General features: G+C 56.1%; 15 protein-coding genes and 3 tRNA genes. 4 read left to right on the forward strand and 14 right to left on the reverse strand.

Going from position 1 to position 18,593, the window contains the following annotated elements:
- Nucleotides 1-78 precede the first annotated feature (78 nt).
- From ACOTXD_RS10365 to nnr, 10 genes are all read right to left on the reverse strand, one after another.
- Entirely contained in the window at nt 79-276 is a 198-nt protein-coding gene (locus ACOTXD_RS10365) for a DUF2065 domain-containing protein (protein WP_003855996.1), read from the reverse strand.
- 71 nt (nt 277-347) lie between these two features.
- A complete protein-coding gene (gene hflC, locus ACOTXD_RS10370; RefSeq protein WP_003855994.1) occupies nt 348-1,352 on the reverse strand; it encodes a protease modulator HflC in 1,005 nt (334 codons plus the stop codon).
- 2 nt (nt 1,353-1,354) lie between these two features.
- Nucleotides 1,355-2,614: an FtsH protease activity modulator HflK gene (hflK, locus tag ACOTXD_RS10375; protein ID WP_003855992.1), complete on the reverse strand. Its 1,260-nt coding sequence runs from the start codon at nt 2,612-2,614 to the stop codon at nt 1,355-1,357.
- Between the two features lie 56 nt (nt 2,615-2,670).
- On the reverse strand, nt 2,671-3,951 hold the full coding sequence (gene hflX, locus ACOTXD_RS10380; protein ID WP_003855991.1) for a ribosome rescue GTPase HflX: 1,281 nt from the start codon (nt 3,949-3,951) through the stop codon (nt 2,671-2,673).
- Nucleotides 3,952-4,025: 74 nt separating this feature from the next.
- A complete protein-coding gene (gene hfq / locus ACOTXD_RS10385; RefSeq protein WP_003855990.1) occupies nt 4,026-4,337 on the reverse strand; it encodes an RNA chaperone Hfq in 312 nt (103 codons plus the stop codon).
- An 85-nt stretch (nt 4,338-4,422) separates the two neighbouring features.
- Entirely contained in the window at nt 4,423-5,373 is a 951-nt protein-coding gene (miaA, locus tag ACOTXD_RS10390) for a tRNA (adenosine(37)-N6)-dimethylallyltransferase MiaA (RefSeq protein ID WP_003855989.1), read from the reverse strand.
- On the reverse strand, nt 5,366-7,210 hold the full coding sequence (mutL, locus tag ACOTXD_RS10395) for a DNA mismatch repair endonuclease MutL (protein ID WP_061856184.1): 1,845 nt from the start codon (nt 7,208-7,210) through the stop codon (nt 5,366-5,368). The genes miaA and mutL overlap by 8 nt, the downstream gene beginning before the upstream one ends.
- Before the next feature lie 9 nt (nt 7,211-7,219).
- A complete protein-coding gene (gene amiB / locus ACOTXD_RS10400) occupies nt 7,220-8,560 on the reverse strand; it encodes an N-acetylmuramoyl-L-alanine amidase AmiB (protein ID WP_003855985.1) in 1,341 nt (446 codons plus the stop codon).
- Nucleotides 8,561-8,576: 16 nt separating this feature from the next.
- Nucleotides 8,577-9,038: a tRNA (adenosine(37)-N6)-threonylcarbamoyltransferase complex ATPase subunit type 1 TsaE gene (tsaE, locus tag ACOTXD_RS10405; protein ID WP_003855970.1), complete on the reverse strand. Its 462-nt coding sequence runs from the start codon at nt 9,036-9,038 to the stop codon at nt 8,577-8,579.
- On the reverse strand, nt 9,031-10,554 hold the full coding sequence (gene nnr / locus ACOTXD_RS10410; protein ID WP_032608353.1) for a bifunctional ADP-dependent NAD(P)H-hydrate dehydratase/NAD(P)H-hydrate epimerase: 1,524 nt from the start codon (nt 10,552-10,554) through the stop codon (nt 9,031-9,033). Before nnr ends, tsaE begins: the two co-directional genes overlap by 8 nt.
- Here nnr and queG point away from each other — a divergent pair.
- On the forward strand, nt 10,553-11,692 hold the full coding sequence (gene queG / locus ACOTXD_RS10415; protein ID WP_023324039.1) for a tRNA epoxyqueuosine(34) reductase QueG: 1,140 nt from the start codon (nt 10,553-10,555) through the stop codon (nt 11,690-11,692). The genes nnr and queG overlap by 2 nt on opposite strands.
- Before the next feature lie 270 nt (nt 11,693-11,962).
- Here queG and ACOTXD_RS10420 read toward each other — a convergent pair.
- The 4 genes from ACOTXD_RS10420 to orn all read right to left on the reverse strand — a co-directional run bounded on the left by ACOTXD_RS10420 (nt 11,963) and on the right by orn (nt 13,022).
- A tRNA-Gly gene (locus tag ACOTXD_RS10420) sits at nt 11,963-12,038 on the reverse strand.
- 45 nt (nt 12,039-12,083) lie between these two features.
- A tRNA-Gly gene (locus ACOTXD_RS10425) sits at nt 12,084-12,159 on the reverse strand.
- A gap of 45 nt (nt 12,160-12,204) precedes the next feature.
- Nucleotides 12,205-12,280 (reverse strand) — tRNA-Gly (locus ACOTXD_RS10430).
- Between the two features lie 196 nt (nt 12,281-12,476).
- Nucleotides 12,477-13,022 carry an oligoribonuclease gene (gene orn / locus ACOTXD_RS10435; protein ID WP_003855965.1) on the reverse strand — a complete coding sequence of 182 codons (546 nt, stop codon included), beginning with the start codon at nt 13,020-13,022 and terminating at the stop codon, nt 12,477-12,479.
- A gap of 107 nt (nt 13,023-13,129) precedes the next feature.
- Here orn and rsgA point away from each other — a divergent pair, with 107 nt between their 5' ends.
- From rsgA to mscM, 3 genes are all read left to right on the forward strand, one after another.
- On the forward strand, nt 13,130-14,182 hold the full coding sequence (gene rsgA / locus ACOTXD_RS10440) for a small ribosomal subunit biogenesis GTPase RsgA (RefSeq protein ID WP_003855964.1): 1,053 nt from the start codon (nt 13,130-13,132) through the stop codon (nt 14,180-14,182).
- 98 nt (nt 14,183-14,280) lie between these two features.
- Nucleotides 14,281-15,249 (forward strand): archaetidylserine decarboxylase, encoded by a 969-nt coding sequence (asd, locus tag ACOTXD_RS10445; RefSeq protein WP_003855963.1) that lies wholly within the window; start codon nt 14,281-14,283, stop codon nt 15,247-15,249.
- 19 nt (nt 15,250-15,268) lie between these two features.
- Entirely contained in the window at nt 15,269-18,592 is a 3,324-nt protein-coding gene (mscM, locus tag ACOTXD_RS10450; protein WP_003855962.1) for a miniconductance mechanosensitive channel MscM, read from the forward strand.
- Nucleotide 18,593 lies beyond the last annotated feature (1 nt).

Here is an 18,593-nt window from a genome sequence, read left to right on the forward strand (position 1 = left end):
AAATGGATTCTACCATCGCTTTTTCAGATATACAGCACTTTTTGACCCTAAAATATGCCAATTGCGGTTAGTTTTTGATCAGCCAATCGTTTTCCTCAACATGTAGTAGATAACGATACCAGCAACCACAAGACCACCGCCAAAACGACGCAAAATATTATCCGGCAGTTGGCTCATGGTGGCGATCATCCGGCGCCATGCGCGCGGATAAAGCATCGGGCCGAGGCCTTCCAGCACCAAAACCAGGGCCAGCGCGAGCCAGATCGTTGAATTCATTTTTGTTCCTTATAAAAGAAAACCACCGCTCCGTGAAGAGCGGTGGTTTGAATACTCAAACGAGCCTGAGTTTATCGCGTTGCGTTGGTCGGCGTCTTCATATAACGGAAGAAATCGCTGTCCGGGCTGAGCACCATCACATCCTGGTTGCTCTTGAAGCTATTCTCGTAAGCGCGCAGGCTACGAATGAAGGCATAGAAGTCCGGATCCTGGCTGAATGCATCAGCAAACAGTTTCGCGGCTTCGGCATCACCTTCACCGCGCAGGATACGACCCTGGCGCTCAGATTCCGCCAGCGTCTTGGTGACTTCATAGTCCGCTGCCGCGCGCAGTTTTTCCGCTTCTTCCTGACCCTGTGAACGGTGACGACGGGCTACCGCTTCACGCTCGGCGCGCATACGGTTGTAGATCGCCTCGGACACTTCCGCTGGCAGGTTGATCTGCTTGATGCGCACATCAACCACTTCGATGCCCAGCGCCGCCATACTGTTCGGGTTGATCACCGGCACTTTACCGTTGGTTTCAGCCTGAACACGTTCAGCCGCTTTGGCAATCGCATCGTCTGCCGCCGGGGTTTCAACTTCATCCTCGGTGCCCGCAGAGCCGGAGTTCAGCGCATCACGCACTTCCAGCGTCAGACGACCACGGGAGTCGGTCACAATGTCTTTCACATCCAGACGACCAATTTCAGAACGCAGACGGTCAGAGAACTTACGTTTCAGCAGCACTTCTGCCTGAGAAACGTCGCCACCCCCGGTTGCCAGGAAGTAGCGGCTGAAATCGCTGATGCGCCATTTGATATAGGAATCAACGATCAGGTCTTTCTTCTCTTTGGTCACGAAACGATCGGCCTGGTTATCCATGGTCTGGATACGCGCATCGAGCGTTTTCACTGACTGAATGAACGGGATCTTAAAGTGCAGACCCGGCTCATAAATCACCGGACGCTTGTCGCCGTCACGCACGACGCTGCTGAACTGGAACTTGATCCCACGCTCGCCCTCTTTCACCACAAAGATGGAGGTGTAGAGCACGACCAGTACAATGATGATGATCGCAATAACTGACTTACGCATCCTTATTCCCCCTGACGCTGGTAGTCGTTACGCTGCGCGTTGGCACGGCGTTGGTCCATAATGTCACCATCGTTCGAAGAAGGCGTTGTGTTCGCGCTGGCGCTGCCAGACGAGGCCGGTGGCAGACGCAGCAGGTTGTTCGCACCGCTGTTGTCTTTTGCTGCCGGTGCAGAACCGCCTTTCAGCATCTGATCCAGCGGCAGGACCATCAGGTTTCCGCCTTTGTTGTCGTTAACCAGCACTTTACGCGTATGGCTCAGCACTTTTTCCATGGTCTCGATATAGAGACGCTCACGGGTAATTTCCGGCGCGGCTTTATATTCCGGCAGGATCTTCGCGAAGCGAGCCACTTCACCCTGTGCTTCCAGGATGGTCTGGGTCTTATACGCACGCGCTTCTTCCAGAATACGCTGCGCCTGACCGTTTGCACGCGGCTGAACTTCGTTGGTGTACGCTTCCGCTTCACGGATGTACTGCTGTTCGTTTTCACGCGCGGCAATCGCATCGTCAAAGGCGGCTTTCACCTCTTCCGGCGGACGTGCAGCCTGGAAGTTGACGTCCAGCAGGGTGATACCCATGTTGTACGGACGGATGGTCTCTTCCAGCTCACGCTGGGTATCGCTACGAATAACGGTACGACCTTCGGTCAGGATACGGTCCATGGTGTATTTACCGATCACGCCACGCAGGGCGCTGTCGGTCGCCTGACGCAGGCTGTCATCGGCGCTGGTCACGCTAAACAGATAACGTTCCGGATCGGTCACGCGGTACTGTACGTTCATCTCAACGCGCACCACGTTCTCGTCAGAGGTCAACATCACGCCAGAGGCGGCCAGTTCGCGAACGGACTCCACGTTAACCGCGGTCACGTCATCAATGAAGGTCGGCTTCCAGTTCAGGCCCGGTTCAACCAGATGGCTGAACTTACCGAAACGGGTGACCACACCGCGTTCTGCTTCTTTAATGGTGTAGAACCCGCTGGCTGCCCAGATGATTACTACCGCAGCGGCGACAATGCCCACCACGCGGCCACCCATTGGCGGGCGCGGACTCTGAGTGGAATTGCCACCCGAGCCAGAACCTTTTCCTCCGCCAAGGCCACCAAGCTTTTTGCTCAGTTTGCGGAAGATATCATCCAGATCCGGCGGCCCCTGCTCGCGACCACCTTTGTTGCCATTTCCCCCAGAGTTGCCGCCTTGATTATTGCTGCTTCCCCACGGGTCGCGGTCTTGTCCGTTATTACCGGGCTGATTCCACGCCATGTATATGCTCCATATTTGTTATGCAAGGGCGAATTTTTCAGGCTTCCCCTTTCTGATCAGACGATATAGTCCGCCAGCGCAGGTTCTTGTTTACAGAGGCGACGCCAGTCAACGATCGGCATACGCACCTGCATCCCCACGCTGCCGTCATCCTCCATCCACTCTTTTTCTATCGCCTGAAGCTGATAAAACCGGCTGCGCAGCCTGCCTTCCTGTGGCGGCAGTCGCAGCGTGTGCTGAGCTACCTCACCGGAAAGACGTTCTGTCAAAGCCTGGAAAAGCAGTGGCACACCAATCCCGGCCTGAGCAGACAGCCAGACCCGAATCGGTTTGTTCTCTTCGTCTCGGTCAATACGCGGTTCAAAATCGTCCAGCATATCGATCTTGTTCATCACCAACAGGGTGGGAATTTCGTGGGCGTCGATCTCTTCGAGCACCACGTTCACCGCGTCGATGTTCTCCTGCACGCGTACGTCAGCCGCATCAATCACATGCAGTAGCAGGGTCGCCTGACGCGTCTCCTGCAACGTCGCTTTAAACGCCGCGACCAGATCGTGCGGCAGATGGCGAATAAACCCTACGGTATCCGCCAGCACAGTTTCACCCACGTCTGCGACGTCAATACGGCGCAGGGTTGGGTCCAGGGTCGCAAACAGCTGGTCTGCGGCATATACCTGGGCCTCGGTTATCTGGTTAAACAGAGTGGATTTACCGGCGTTGGTATAGCCCACCAGCGACACCGTTGGGATGTCAGCTTTCGTTCGCGCCCGACGCCCCTGTTCGCGCTGTTTCTCTACACGTTCCAGACGTGAAAGGATCTGGGTAATACGCCCACGCAGTAAACGGCGGTCGGTTTCGAGCTGGGTTTCACCCGGGCCGCGCAAACCAATCCCGCCTTTTTGTCTTTCAAGGTGTGTCCAGCCACGCACCAGACGCGTCGCCAGATGGCGCAACTGCGCCAGCTCAACCTGCAACTTACCCTCGTGGGTACGCGCACGCTGAGCAAAAATATCTAAGATCAACCCCGTGCGATCGATAACACGGCATTCGCAGAGAGCTTCCAGGTTACGTTCCTGAGCCGGAGACAGCGCATGATCAAACAGCACAACAGATGCGCCGGTTGCTTTTACGGCATCCGCAATTTCTACTGCTTTACCTTCACCTACAAAATACTTCGGGTGCGGCGCTTTACGGCTACCGGTAATCACCTGCATTGCTTCGACACCGGCGGAAGAGACCAGAGATTCAAACTCCTGGAGGTCTTCCATATCTTTGTCTTGCGAAAAATAGATGTGTACCAGCACCGCCTGCTCACCGGCGTCATAACGGTCAAACAAGCGTAAACCTCTCTAAAAAGATCAGCGGGGAACGCAGGATCCCTGGCTCCCCGTGTGGATAACAGCCCAAAACCTTATTCGGTTTCTTCGCTGTCCTGCGCTGGTGTTGAAGAACCCTGCGCGTTGCTGCCGTGATGGTAGTTACTGCCAGTGCCGCCGCCAGCGTTATTGCTGTGATGAGATACCGGACGGGACGGAACAACAGTAGAAATCGCGTGCTTATAGACCATCTGGCTGACCGTGTTTTTCAACAGGATCACGAACTGATCGAAAGACTCAATCTGACCTTGCAGCTTAATACCATTCACCAAATAAATAGAAACTGGAACACGCTCCCGACGCAATGCGTTCAGGAACGGATCTTGTAAAGATTGCCCCTTAGCCATTCTATCTTTTCCTTATATGCTTGTTTTGTACTTAGAACCTTGCGATTCTGAAAAATTGCGCACGATACGGCTTAATTGTACACATTCAGTCAGCGATATCACCAATAACCTCAATCACTTCGTTTAACGCCTGTTGTGGTTTTTCACTGTCTAACCAGTGAACCCCCTTCCAACCGCGTAACCAGGTGATCTGGCGCTTCGCTAACTGTCTCGTGGCGCAAACACCTCGATAAACCATTTCATCGTATGAAATCTCGCCTTCAAGATACGACCACATCTGGCGGTACCCCACACAACGAATGGAAGGCATGTCCGTATGCAAATCTCCACGGGCAAAAAGCGCCCGCACTTCTGCTTCAAAATCTGAAGCCAACATCTGATGAAAACGCTGCTCAATTCGTTGATGGAGCAGTTCACGGCTCGCCGGGGCGATGGCGAACTGATGCACCTGATACGGCAGAGCGTCTCCTGACGTTTGCGTCAGTTCCGTTAAAGTTTTACCCGAAATGAAAAAAACTTCCAGTGCCCGGGAAAGCCTTTGCGGATCGTTTGGGTGGATCCGCGCTGCGGCAACCGGGTCAATCTCTTCCAGTTGCCTGTGCAAAACGTCCCACCCCTGCTCTGCCGCCTGCCGCTCAATCTTCGCTCTCACTTCCGGATCGGCCGATGGCAGAGGCGATAACCCCTCCAGCAGCGCCTTAAAGTAGAGCATCGTGCCGCCAACTAACAGCGGTATGCGTCCCGCGGCGGTAATCTCGGCCATCTCGGCTAAGGCGTCGCGGCGAAAATCTGCCGCGGAGTAAGCCTGTGCCGGGTCGAGAATATCCAGTAAACGGTGCGGTGCCGCACGCAGTTCGTCTGCGTTGGGCTTCGCCGTGCCGATGTCCATCCCTCGGTAGATGAGGGCTGAATCAACGCTAATCAACTCTACTGGCAAAACTTTACGTAACTCAATGGCTAACGCCGTTTTGCCGGAGGCCGTTGGCCCCATTAGAAAAATCGCCTTTGGCAGGCTCGCCTTACTTACATCAGTCATGTTTCAGGGCGGTCATCGCCGTTTGTAAATCAACAGGTTGTAACAAACCACCTGGAGGCGCTTTCACCAGCTGTGGACAGAGGCGCTCCACCTCCGCCAGAACGGTAATCGCCTGCGCCATACTCCACGGTGCATGCTCGCTGGCCAGATGGCGGGCGATCCACTGCGCGGTATCGGCGGCATCAAACGTCGTTTGCTGCGCCAGGTAGCCTATCAGTTCAGGAATCAAGTTTTGTAAATTTTGTTGGCGTAAGGGTAAAGGCACTGCGCGAATTGTCACATGCTGCGCGTCCAGTACGATTTCAATCCCCATTTCGGCCAGTTGCGTCTGCACGCGCCGCAAAACCCCTGTTTCTTCAGGGGATATTTTCAGGCGAACGGGGATCAACAGCGGCTGCGCGCAGGCGGCATTCACCCCCGGGGTTAACTGCGCCTGTTTGAGCCAGCGCTCCGCCACGGAAAGCGCCAGCAACAGCAGTTTACCTTCGCGTTCAAGCAACGCCATGTCGGGAGCAATAATGGTCAATACCCGACCAAAACTCTGGCTATGCCCATCCAGAGAGGGGGTTGAAACCGTGATGTGCTCTTTATGCTCCACCGCCGGCGTATCCAGCAGTTTGCGGTACAGCGCCCCCTGCTGTTTGTGGTAGCCCGGCTGAGCGTTGGGATAGTTGGCACCGGTTGGTCGCGGCGCGTTGCCCGCCGGGGATAAACGTGGAGCAGCCGGCTCGCGCGCGACCGCCGGTTCGGCAAAATGGTTACGCCCGGCCGCCACGCGGTTTTCCGGCAGTGGGCGCGGCGCGGGCGCTTCTTTTGCCAGCGGCAACTCTGGCTCTGCCTGCTGCTGCAATACAGCGGCAACGCCCTGGTAGATGAAATCATGCACCAGGCGCGACTGGTGGAAACGCACCTCGTGCTTGGCGGGGTGCACGTTAACGTCAACCTGGTGCGGGTCGATCTCCAGATAAAGCACAAAGGCGGGCTGTTGATCGGCGCCGAGCTTATCTTCGCAGGCCTGTCGAATAGCGTGGTTAATCAGGCGGTCGCGCATCATGCGGCCGTTGACGTAGCAATACTGAATTTCTGCGAACGCGGCGCTGATGGCGTTCGGATCGGCAACCCAGCCACGCAGGGCCAGATCGCCATGCTGCCACTCAATGGCCAGCGCCTTTTCCAGAAACGGTGTGCCGCAGATGGCGCCCAACCGACGCTCCTTTTGTCCACCCTCCGCCACCGCGCGATACTGGCGCATCACCTTACCGTTATGGCTGAGGTTGAGGGTGACATCAAAGCGCGCCAGCGCGATGCGGCGGATGATCTCGTCGATATGTCCGAATTCGGTCTTCTCGGTTCGCATAAACTTGCGCCGGGCGGGCGTGTTATAGAAGAGATCCAGCACTTCAAGCGTGGTGCCTACCGGGTGCGCCGCAGGTTTAACCGTGACGTCCATATCGCGCCCTTCGGCGTAGGCCTGCCAGGCTTCCTGCTGGTCGGCCGTGCGGGAGGTCAACGTTAAGCGGGAAACGGAGCTGATACTGGCCAGCGCTTCGCCGCGAAAACCCAGGCTGATTATCGCTTCCAGATCGTCAAGTGAGGCAATTTTACTGGTGGCATGACGCGCCAGCGCCAGCGCCAGTTCGTCCTTTTTGATGCCACAGCCGTTATCACGAATGCGAATAAGCTTTGCGCCCCCGCGTTCGATATCGATATCAATGCGGGTCGCCCCTGCATCGAGGCTGTTTTCCACCAGTTCCTTCACCACCGACGCAGGGCGTTCCACCACCTCACCGGCGGCGATTTGGTTCGCGAGCTGCGGCGGTAGAACCTGAATCGGCATGAACTCTCCTTAATTAGTCGCGGTCATTTCACCCGGCAGCGCGGCGCTTGCCGTCTGGGCTGCCCCGCCCTGCGGCGCAGACTGAAGCGGATGCGCGTCAAAGTATTTACGCAGACCGTTATAAATCGCTTCGGCAATTTGCTGCTGATAGCTGTCGCTTCCCAGTAAACGCTCTTCACCATGGTTACTGATAAAGCCCGTCTCTACCAGAATCGACGGGATATCCGGCGAACGCAGGACACCAAGGCTTGCATGCTCCGGGCGACGCTTATGCAGCGATCCAATGCTTTGCAGCTGGCTCAGTACGTTAGTGGCGACATCATACCCGACGCGCTGAGAATGACCGAACTGTAAATCCAGTACCGCCTGGCTGAGATACGGATCGGCCTGGCTGTTTGCCAGCACATCGCCTGCCCCACCTAACAGTTCAGATTGCTTCTCGTGCTCTTCAAGCCAGTTCGCCATTTCACTGTTGGCTCGACGGTTCGACAGCACCCATACCGACGCGCCGGTGGCGTTACGGTTCGGCGCAGCATCCGCGTGAATCGACACCAGGAAGTTGGCGTTTTGCTTACGCGCCACATCCGAGCGTCCCATCACTGAAATAAAGTAATCTCCGTCGCGGGTCATGACCCCTTTAAACATCGGATCGTCATTCAGAAGCGCACGCAGCTTACGGGCAATGGCGATAGTGACGTTTTTCTCCCGCGTGCCGCCCGGGCCAATCGCGCCAGGATCTTGCCCGCCGTGTCCGGCGTCGATGGCGATAATCACTTTGTCGCCACTGACCGGTGTTCGCCGCGCGCTGACCGCCGGACGCGTCACCGTGTTGCTGCTGGTCACGGCGGTAAGTCGGTCATTTTGTGATTTAAACGGATTACGGGCTGGCTCAGACGGCCTTGGGGTATAAACCGGCGCTTCCACGCGTTTTGCTACAACAGGTGCAGGCGGTGGCGGCGGCGGAACATCAGCATTAATGGTAAAGACCACCGTATAATTGGCGCCGTTTTGCTGCTTAACCGCCTTCGTTTTGCCCTTTTCGGTGAGATCGACCACCAGACGCAGAGACTGCGTATCCTTCGGCGTTCCCGAACGGATGCTTTTCACCAGATTGTTGCCGCTGAACTGGAGCGGCAGCCCCTGGATCACCCCGGTCTGTTTAATATCGAGCGCCACGCTGCGGCTGTCGATTTGTGAGAAAGCATATTCAGGATCGCCCATAAAGCTGAACGTAATGCGGGCCTGGCTATCGCCATTCGACACCTGAATATCCGAGAGGCTGGCCGCCCCGACCTGCGCGCACAGCAGGACCGTGGCAGCCAGCACCCAACCTTTAACGCGATTAATCATCCCGTTATCCCTACGCTCAACCGGCTAAACGCGCCAGTAAGGAACAGCCTGATGAGGAAACCGCACTGATGCGTGCCTCACGCCCTTGTGCCTGGTAATCTAAGTGAATTTCGACATCCGGGTCAGGCAGCACACCCGCACCTTGTTGCGGCCACTCCACCAGGCAGATGGCGTCGTTGGCAAAGTAATCGCGGATCCCCATAAATTCCAGCTCCTCCGGGTCCGCAAGACGATATAAATCAAAGTGGTACACCATGATATTTTCAAGCGTGTACGGTTCCACCAGCGTGTAGGTCGGGCTTTTTACGTTCCCGTTATGGCCTAACGCCTGCAAAAAGCCACGGCTGAAGGTTGTTTTACCCGCGCCTAAATCACCATACAGATAAATGACGGTCGCCCCCTGACAGGCCTGCGCCACGCGCTTGCCGAGATCTAAAGTGGCTTGTTCATCAGGTAAAGGAATCGCTCGATTAGTCATTTTCTACGTCAATCACATCCGGGTTAACAACACGCCGCAGCGTGCAAAAAAGATCGGTGGCCAGCATACCGCGCGTTCCGTAACGAGCAGCCAGCCTGTCAGCCGCCGCACCGTGGGCCACGCAGCCCGCACAGGCTGCATCATAAGGGGGAAGTTTCTGTCCGAGCAATGCGCCAATGATGCCGGAGAGCACATCGCCCATGCCGCCGCTCGCCATGCCTGCATTACCGGCATCAACGATGCCCATCGCATCATCGCTGGCGATAACGGTTCCCGCCCCTTTCAAAACGGCAACACCTCCGTAACGTTTTACCAGACGTTGGGCTGAAAGTAAGCGATCGCTTTCAATTTCTGCCACGCTACAGTTAAGCAGCCGTGCGGCTTCGCCGGGGTGCGGCGTCAGAATGCGATTGTGACGCTTATCCGGGTTTATTGCCAGAAGGTTAAGCGCGTCGGCATCCCAGAGCATCGGTTTACGAAAATTCTCGGCCTTTTGCAGGGCCTGTTTACCCCACTCCTGCTGACCCAGGCCCGGACCAATGACCACCACGTCCGCCCACTCAAGACCCTCTTCAATCGCCTGCGGGGTAAGCTCGTGGACCATCAGCTCCGGCCGCGCGGTAATAATGGGCGGAATGTTTTCGCTGCGGGTCAGCACGCGTATTAATCCGCCGCCGCTGCGCAACGCGGCCTCTCCGGTCATTCGAATCGCACCTGCCGTGCCATGATCGCCACCAATAATCAGCAGTCGGCCATGGTCACCCTTATGGGAGGTGGGACGACGCGGCGGTAGCCACTGTGCAAGCTGGGAGGCATCAAAGCGGGTGATGTGGGTATCCTGTCCGATCAGCCAGTTTTCCAGCCCCAGGGCGTTGTGGTGTAACGTGCCCACGACATCCCGCGCTTTCCCGGTAAGCAGCCCCGGCTTCAGGGCGATAAAGGTCACGGTGTGCGCCGCCTCAATCGACACGCCCGGCGTCGCGCCGGTTTGTGCCATCAGGCCGGAGGGAATATCCAGCGCTACCACCGGGGCGGGGTGCGCATTAGCGCGCGTAATCAGCGCGGCGACGTCATCGCGAGGCGCGCGCATCAGTCCCGTCCCCAGCAGACCATCAACAATCACGTCGACATCCTCGGGCCAGATAATATCAGGCGCATGAATAATGCCCCCCGCATTCAGCCAGGCTTCTCTCGCCATGCCAGCCTCTTCCGGTAGCGGCTTGTCGCTCTCCAGCGTCATCAGGGTGACGCGCAGCCCCGCCGCCACCGCAAGACGAGCCACCACATAGCCATCGCCACCGTTATTGCCGTGCCCGCACAGGATCAGATAGTGCGAGGCATCAGGATAAGCCGTGCGCGCCACGTTAAACGCCGCCTCGCCCGCGCGCTGCATCAGTTCGTAAAGGGTAATGCCGAGGCTATCTGCGGCCTCTTTCTCGGCCCGACGGAGGTCATCCGCATGCCAGATGGAATGTGGTATACTTGCGGGGTTTTTCTTCACAGTATGGTCCGTCATGTCACAGCCCCTCGATCTCAATGAATTAGCGCAAAAAATAAAACAGTGGGGTGCTGAACTGGGCTTCCAGAAGGTCGGTATTACTGACACCGACCTCTCTGCCAGTGAGCCTAAGCTCCAGGCATGGCTGGATAAACAATACCACGGCGAGATGGAGTGGATGGCGCGTCACGGTATGATGCGTGCCCGCCCCCACGAGCTGTTGCCGGGTACGCTGCGCGTTATTAGCGTACGCATGAACTATCTGCCCGCTAACGCGGCCTTTGCGCGCACGCTAAAAAATCCCTCTCTGGGTTACGTCAGCCGATACGCGCTGGGGCGTGATTACCACAAACTTCTGCGCAACCGTCTAAAAAAGCTCGGGGAAACCATTCAGCAGCACTGTGTTTCGCTGAATTTTAGACCCTTTGTCGATTCTGCGCCTATTCTTGAGCGCCCGATCGCCGAAAAAGCCGGGCTCGGCTGGACAGGTAAGCACTCACTTATCTTAAGCCGCGACGCGGGCTCATTCTTTTTCCTGGGTGAACTACTGATTGATTTACCTCTTCCGGTAGACAGTCCGGTGGAAGAAGGTTGTGGCCGCTGTGTGGCCTGTATGACCATCTGCCCGACGGGCGCGATTGTCGAACCGTATACCGTTGATGCGCGCCGCTGTATCTCTTATCTCACTATCGAGCTGGAAGGCGCTATTCCAGAGGAGTTTCGTCCGCTTATTGGCAACCGCATCTACGGCTGTGATGACTGTCAGCTGATTTGTCCGTGGAACCGTTATTCACAGTTGACGGACGAAGAAGACTTCAGTCCGCGCAAGGCGTTACATGCCCCGCAGTTGATCGAACTGTTCGCCTGGAGCGAAGCCTGGTTCCTGAAGGTGACGGAGGGTTCCGCCATACGTCGTATCGGCCACCTGCGCTGGCTGCGTAATGTGGCCGTTGCGCTGGGGAATGCCCCGTGGGATGAGGCAAATCTTCAGGCGCTCGAAAGCCGCAGAGGTGAGCACCCACTTCTTGATGAGCACATAGAATGGGCGATTGCGCAGCAAATTGAGAAGCGAAATGCAGGCATAGTTGAAGTGCAGTTACCGAAGAAACAGCGTCTGGTCAGGGTGATTGAAAAAGGGCTGCCGCGGGATGTGTGATATATTCACAGGCTGTGAGTAAAAATAAGAATTCAGGCGCCATCAGCTCTGGCAAACAGGTCAAGTGATCTCAATAACATTTTGAAATCAAATTTTCTTCATAAATTACAGGGAATTACGAAGATATTATTCACCCTGCTAACATTTCGTACAGACTGATTTTATCACGGTTTCTGTGGATAACTCTGTTCACAAGAGTATTTCAGATACAACAGAAAACGTCCCCAACGAAGCACTTCGCTGTGGATAATCTGGAGATGAAGAAGAATTTGGAGCGGGAAACGAGACTCGAACTCGCGACCCCGACCTTGGCAAGGTCGTGCTCTACCAACTGAGCTATTCCCGCTTGGGTGTTCTGGTGCTATGCGTATCTTGCGATACTTTCAAATTTTGGAGCGGGAAACGAGACTCGAACTCGCGACCCCGACCTTGGCAAGGTCGTGCTCTACCAACTGAGCTATTCCCGCTTGGGTGTTCTGGTGCTGGCGTATCTTGCGATACTTTTCAAATTTTGGAGCGGGAAACGAGACTCGAACTCGCGACCCCGACCTTGGCAAGGTCGTGCTCTACCAACTGAGCTATTCCCGCAAATCTGTACTGCTTTTGTTGCTGTCGTAACGTGTAATTCTCTGTCGTTACGGGAGGCGCATTATACGAGAAATCCGTTTAGCTGCAACCCCCCTCAAAGCGATTTTTTTGAAATTCAGTTCAAGTGCTTATTTAATCGGCAAGCTGAACAATTTAGCGACAAAAACCCGGCCACGCAAGGCGCCGGATCGCAAAATCAGAGCTTAATAAAGTTTTCGCGATAGTACGCCAGCTCCGCAACAGACTCACGGATGTCATCCATCGCCTGGTGCGTCCCCTGCTTTGTGAAGCCGTCGAGAATTTCCGGTTTCCAGCGGCGGGCCAGCTCTTTCAGGGTGCTCACATCCAGATAGCGGTAGTGGAAGTAGGACTCCAGCTCCGGCATGTACTTAAACAGGAAACGACGATCCTGACCAATGCTGTTGCCACAGATAGGCGATTTTCCTGCCGGCACCCACTGCTTCAGAAATTCAAGCGTCGCCAGCTCCGCTTCGCGGTCGCCCAGGGTGCTGGCCTTCACGCGTTCCACCAGCCCGCTGCCGGTATGGGTACGCACGTTCCACTCATCCATCAGCGCAAGCTGGTCATCGGACTGGTGCACGGCAATCGTTGGGCCTTCCGCCAGAATATTGAGGTTGGCATCGGTGACCAGTGTGGCGATCTCAATAATGCGATCGCGCTCGGGATCAAGGCCGGTCATCTCCAGATCGATCCAAATCAGGTTGTTTTCGTCCGCGCTCATGTTATTTTCCACCCTTCTCGCATAACCGGCAGTAGCAGGTTAACTAGTATTAATTAGAGTGTATCATAGAGGTTTTGCCCGCTACGGGCGACCAGGAGCCAGCGCGATTGAGTAAAAATAAACTCTCCAAAGGGCAGCAGCGCCGCGTGAATGCAAATCACCAGCGCCGTCTTAAAACCACTACGGAGAAGCCCGATTACGACGACAACCTGTTTGGCGAAGCGACAGAAGGCGTTGTGATTAGCCGCTTCGGCATGCACGCCGATGTCGAATCTGCCGACGGGGATATCCACCGTTGCAATATCCGTCGCACCATCCGTTCCCTGGTGACCGGTGACCGCGTGGTCTGGCGTCCAGGCAAAGAGGCGGCAGAAGGGGTAACGGTTAAAGGTATCGTTGAAGCCGTGCATGAACGCACGTCGGTTCTGACCCGTCCGGATTTCTACGACGGCGTGAAGCCCATTGCCGCCAACATTAACCAGATCGTGATCGTTTCGGCGATTTTGCCTGAGCTTTCACTCAACATTATTGACCGTTATCTGGTGGCCTGCGAAACGCTACAGGTTGAACCGCTTATTGTGCTGAATAAAATCGATCTGCTGGATGACGAGGCCATGGCCTTTGTCAATGAGCAGATGGATATTTACCGCAACATTGGCTATCGCGTGTTGATGGTTTCCAGCCGCACCAAAGACGGCCTGAAGCCGCTGGAAGATGCGCTAACCGACCGCATCAGCATCTTTGCAGGGCAGTCCGGCGTGGGGAAATCGAGCCTGCTTAACAATTTGCTCGGTCTTCAGCAGGAGATCCTGACCAACGATGTGTCTGACGTCTCCGGGCTGGGCCAGCACACCACCACCGCCTCACGTCTCTATCACTTCCCGCACGGCGGCGATGTGATTGACTCCCCGGGCGTGCGTGAATTTGGTCTCTGGCACCTCGAGCCGGAACAAATCTTTAACGGATTTGTCGAATTCCATGACTATTTAGGCGCTTGCAAATACCGCGACTGTAAACATGACAACGATCCGGGCTGCGCCATCCGCGAAGCGGTGGAGAACGGTGAAATTGCGGAAACCCGTTTCGAAAATTACCACCGCATTCTCGAAAGCATGGATCAGGTAAAAACGCGTAAAAACTTTTCTGATTCTGATAACTGACAACTAAGCTAAGCGTCGCTAAAATCGTCCCCTTTTTTTCAGGTTCCGGCAGCGTAATGCCGGATCAGGAACGACAAAACAATGGCCTGGAGGCTACCTTGTTAAACTCATTTAAACTTTCGCTTCAATACATTCTGCCGAAACTGTGGCTCACTCGCCTGGCGGGCTGGGGCGCGAGCAAACGAGCGGGCTGGCTGACCAAACTGGTCATCGACCTGTTCGTGAAATACTACAAGGTCGACATGAAAGAAGCGCAGAAGCCGGATACGGCAAGCTATCGTACCTTCAACGAATTTTTTGTGCGTCCGCTGCGCGACGAAGTGCGTCCGCTGAATACCGACCCGAACGTGCTGGTGATGCCAGCGGACGGCGTGATCAGCCAGCTGGGTAAAATTGAAAACGACAAAATTTTGCAGGCGAAAGGCCATAACTACAGCCTGGAAGCGCTGCTGGCCGGTAACTACATAATGGCCGATCTGTTCCGTAACGGGACTTTCGCGACCACCTATCTCTCCCCGCGCGATTACCACCGCGTGCATATGCCGTGTAACGGTATTCTGCGCGAGATGATCTACGTGCCGGGGGATCTGTTCTCCGTCAATCACCTGACGGCGCAAAACGTTCCTAACCTGTTTGCCCGTAACGAGCGCGTCATCTGCCTGTTTGATACTGAATTTGGCCCAATGGCGCAGATTCTGGTGGGTGCTACCATTGTAGGCAGCATCGAAACCGTCTGGGCGGGCACCATTACTCCGCCACGCGAAGGCGTGATCAAGCGCTGGACCTGGCCTGCCGGCGAAGAAGAAGGTTCTGTGGCCCTGCTGAAAGGTCAGGAAATGGGCCGCTTCAAGCTGGGCTCAACGGTCATCAACCTGTTCGCTCCGGGCAAAGTTAACCTGGTCGACGAGCTGGAAAGCCTGTCCGTGACCAAACTCGGCCAGCCTCTGGCAGTATCGACGGAGGTCTTTGCAACACCAGACGTTGCGCCAGCCCCGTTGCCGGAAGATGAGATCAAAGCCGAGCACGACGCCAGCCCGCTGGTTGACGACAAAAAAGACGAAGGCTAACAACAGAAGGATCGCTGACGTGCGCCCGATTATCGTATTACTGATGGCCTGGTGCCTCAGCATGGGGGCGTACGCAGCGACGGCCCCCGACGCCAAACAGATAACCCAGGAGCTGGAGCAGGCAAAAGCGGCAAAACCCGCTCAGCCGGAGACCGTTGAGTCACTCCAGTCTGCACTGAACGCGCTTGAGGAACGAAAGGGTTCCCTTGAGCGCGCGCAGCAGTATCAACAGGTTATCGACAATTTCCCCAAACTCTCTCAGACCCTGCGCTCGCAGCTAAACAACCTGCGCGATGAACCACGCCAGGTCCCCGCGGGGATGACGTCCGAGGCGCTGAATCAGGAGATCCTGCAAGTCAGCAGCCAGCTGCTGGAAAAAAGCCGTCTGGCGCAGCAGGAGCAGGAACGGGCGCGTGAAATTGCCGATTCCCTCAGTCAGCTTCCACAGCAGCAAACCGATGCCCGCCGTCAGTTAAATGAGGTGGAACGCCGCATCGGGACGCAGACAGGCAGCACACCGCAGAATCAGGCGCAAAATCTTGGGTTGCAGGCGGAATCCGCCAGACTAAAAGCCCTGGTTGATGAACTGGAGCTGGCGCAGCTTTCCGCTAACAACCGCCAGGAGCTGTCGCGGATGCGTTCCGAGCTGGCGCAGAAGCAGAGCCAGCAGCTGGATGCGTATCTCCAGGCGCTGAGAAATCAACTCAACAGCCAGCGTCAGCGTGAAGCTGAACGTGCTCTGGAAAGCACAGAGTTACTGGCCGAAAACAGCGCTAACCTGCCCGACAGCATCGTCGCCCAGTTTAAGGTTAACCGCGAGCTTTCTGCTGCGCTGAATCAGCAGGCGCAGCGCATGGATTTGGTGGCCTCGCAGCAGCGTCAGGCTACCAATCAAACCCTTCAGGTTCGTCAGGCACTCAACACGCTGCGTGAACAGTCCCAGTGGCTTGGCTCGTCTAACCTGTTGGGCGAAGCGTTACGCGCGCAGGTGGCCCGTCTGCCAGAGATGCCAAAACCACAGCAGCTTGATACGGAGATGGCGCAGCTGCGTGTTCAGCGTCTTCATTATGAAGATCTCCTCAACAAGCAGCCGCAAATCCGCCAGATCCGTCAGGCTGACGGACAGCCGCTCACCGGCGAGCAAAGTCGTATTCTGGAAGCGCAGCTGCGCACCCAACGCGAACTGCTCAATTCCCTGTTGCAGGGGGGCGATACGCTGATCCTTGAGCTGACCAAGCTGAAAGTCTCGAATAGCCAGCTGGAGGATGCGCTGAAAGAGGTCAACGAAGCCACGCACCGTTACCTTTTCTGGACGTCCGACGTGCGGCCGATGACCTTCGCCTGGCCGATTGAGATCGTGCAGGATCTGCGCCGCCTCATTTCGCTGGACACCTTTAGCCAGCTGGGCCTCGCCAGCGTAATGATGATAACCAGTAAGGAGACTATCTTCCCGTTGCTGGGGGCGCTGATTCTGGTGGGCTTCAGTATTTATTCCCGTCGTCACTTTACCCGTTTCCTTGAGCGCTCCAGCGCCCGAGTGGGAAAAGTAACCCAGGATCACTTCTGGCTGACGTTGCGTACGGTGTTCTGGTCAATTCTGGTCGCGTCTCCGCTGCCGGTGCTGTGGATGACGCTCGGATACGGACTGCGTGAAGCCTGGCCCTACCCGCTTGCCGTCGCGATTGGCGATGGCGTGACCGCCACCGTCCCGCTGCTGTGGGTGGTGATGATTTGCGCCACGTTTGCGCGGCCAAATGGTCTGTTCATCGCTCACTTTGGCTGGCCGCGTAATCGCGTTGCGCGGGCGATGCGTTACTACCTGATGAGTATCGGGCTGATTGTGCCGCTGATTATGGCGTTGATCATGTTCGATAATCTCAATGACCGGGAGTTCTCCGGCTCGTTGGGACGGCTGTGCTTTATGCTGATCTGCGGGGCGTTAGCGGTAGTGACGCTCAGCCTGAAACGCGCCGGGATCCCGCTCTATCTCGACAAGACCGGCAGCGGCGATAACATGTTAAACCGTCTGCTGTGGAACCTGCTGCTCAGCGCGCCGCTGGCGGCGATGCTGGCGGCAGCGGTCGGTTATCTCGCCACGTCGCAGGCGCTGCTCGCCCGACTGGAAACGTCGGTGGCCATCTGGTTCCTGCTGCTGGTGGTCTACCATGTTATCCGCCGCGGCATGCTGATCCAGCGTCGTCGTCTGGCGTTTGACCGTGCTAAACATCGTCGTGCAGAAATTCTGGCCCAGCGCGCGCGGGGTGAGGAAGAGCCAAACCACGTCAACAGCACCGAAGGGACTACAGACGCTGATGACGTCGAACTGGATCTGGATGCGATAAGTACCCAGTCCCTGCGGCTGGTACGCTCAATTCTGATGCTGGTTGCCCTGCTGTCGGTGATCTACCTGTGGTCAGAAATCCACTCCGCGTTTGGCTTCCTGGAGAACATCTCTTTATGGGATGTGACATCCACGGTGCAGGGAGTCGAAAGCCTGGAGCCCATCACCTTAGGGGCCGTGCTGATTGCGATTCTGGTGCTGATCATCACCACCCAGCTGATACGTAACTTCCCTGCCTTGCTGGAGCTGGCGCTGTTGCAGCATCTGGATTTAACCCCAGGCACAGGCTATGCCATCACCACCATCACCAAGTATTTAATCATGCTGTTTGGTGGGCTGGTCGGCTTCTCGATGATTGGTATCGAATGGTCAAAACTGCAATGGCTGGTTGCCGCCCTGACCGTAGGCCTGGGCTTTGGTTTACAGGAGATTTTTGCCAACTTCGTTTCTGGTCTGATCATTCTGTTTGAAAAGCCGATTCGAATTGGTGATACGGTGACCATCCGCGATCTCACCGGCAGCGTCACCAGGATCAACACCCGTGCCACCACCATCAGCGACTGGGACCGTAAAGAGATCATCGTCCCGAACAAGGCATTTATCACCGAGCAGTTTATCAACTGGTCGCTGTCCGACTCCGTCACGCGTGTGGTGCTGACCGTACCCGCTCCGTCGGATGCCAACAGCGAAGAGGTGACGCAGATCCTGTATACGGCTGCTGAACGCTGTTCGCTGGTAATCGACAACCCACCGCCGGAAGTCTTCCTGGTTGATTTGCAGCAGGGGATCCAGATTTTCGAGCTGCGTATCTACGCCGCCGAGATGGGACACCGTATGCCGCTGCGCCATGAGATCCACCAGCTGATTCTGGCTGGCTTCCGCGAGCACGGAATTGATATGCCGTTCCCACCGTTCCAGATGCGTCTGGAAACGCTGGACGGACGTAAGACGGGAAGAACGTTGACGTCAGCGGCGCGTACGCGCCCGGCGGGAAGTTTGTAAT

The sequence above is a fragment of the Enterobacter cloacae complex sp. CDL013 genome (assembly GCF_049238805.1).
In the GTDB taxonomy this organism is placed as follows: domain Bacteria; phylum Pseudomonadota; class Gammaproteobacteria; order Enterobacterales; family Enterobacteriaceae; genus Enterobacter; species Enterobacter hormaechei_C.

Coding starts and splice junctions, on each gene's coding strand:
- amiB (WP_003855985.1), bottom strand. CDS start 8,560: ATGATTAATCGCGTTAAAGGTTGGGTGCTGGCTGCCACGGTCCTGCTG.
- miaA (WP_003855989.1), bottom strand. CDS start 5,373: ATGACTGATGTAAGTAAGGCGAGCCTGCCAAAGGCGATTTTTCTAATG.
- orn (WP_003855965.1), bottom strand. CDS start 13,022: ATGAGCGCGGACGAAAACAACCTGATTTGGATCGATCTGGAGATGACC.
- nnr (WP_032608353.1), bottom strand. CDS start 10,554: ATGACGGACCATACTGTGAAGAAAAACCCCGCAAGTATACCACATTCC.
- queG (WP_023324039.1), top strand. CDS start 10,553: ATGTCACAGCCCCTCGATCTCAATGAATTAGCGCAAAAAATAAAACAG.
- tsaE (WP_003855970.1), bottom strand. CDS start 9,038: ATGACTAATCGAGCGATTCCTTTACCTGATGAACAAGCCACTTTAGAT.
- mutL (WP_061856184.1), bottom strand. CDS start 7,210: ATGCCGATTCAGGTTCTACCGCCGCAGCTCGCGAACCAAATCGCCGCC.
- hflC (WP_003855994.1), bottom strand. CDS start 1,352: ATGCGTAAGTCAGTTATTGCGATCATCATCATTGTACTGGTCGTGCTC.
- hflK (WP_003855992.1), bottom strand. CDS start 2,614: ATGGCGTGGAATCAGCCCGGTAATAACGGACAAGACCGCGACCCGTGG.
- ACOTXD_RS10365 (WP_003855996.1), bottom strand. CDS start 276: ATGAATTCAACGATCTGGCTCGCGCTGGCCCTGGTTTTGGTGCTGGAA.
- hfq (WP_003855990.1), bottom strand. CDS start 4,337: ATGGCTAAGGGGCAATCTTTACAAGATCCGTTCCTGAACGCATTGCGT.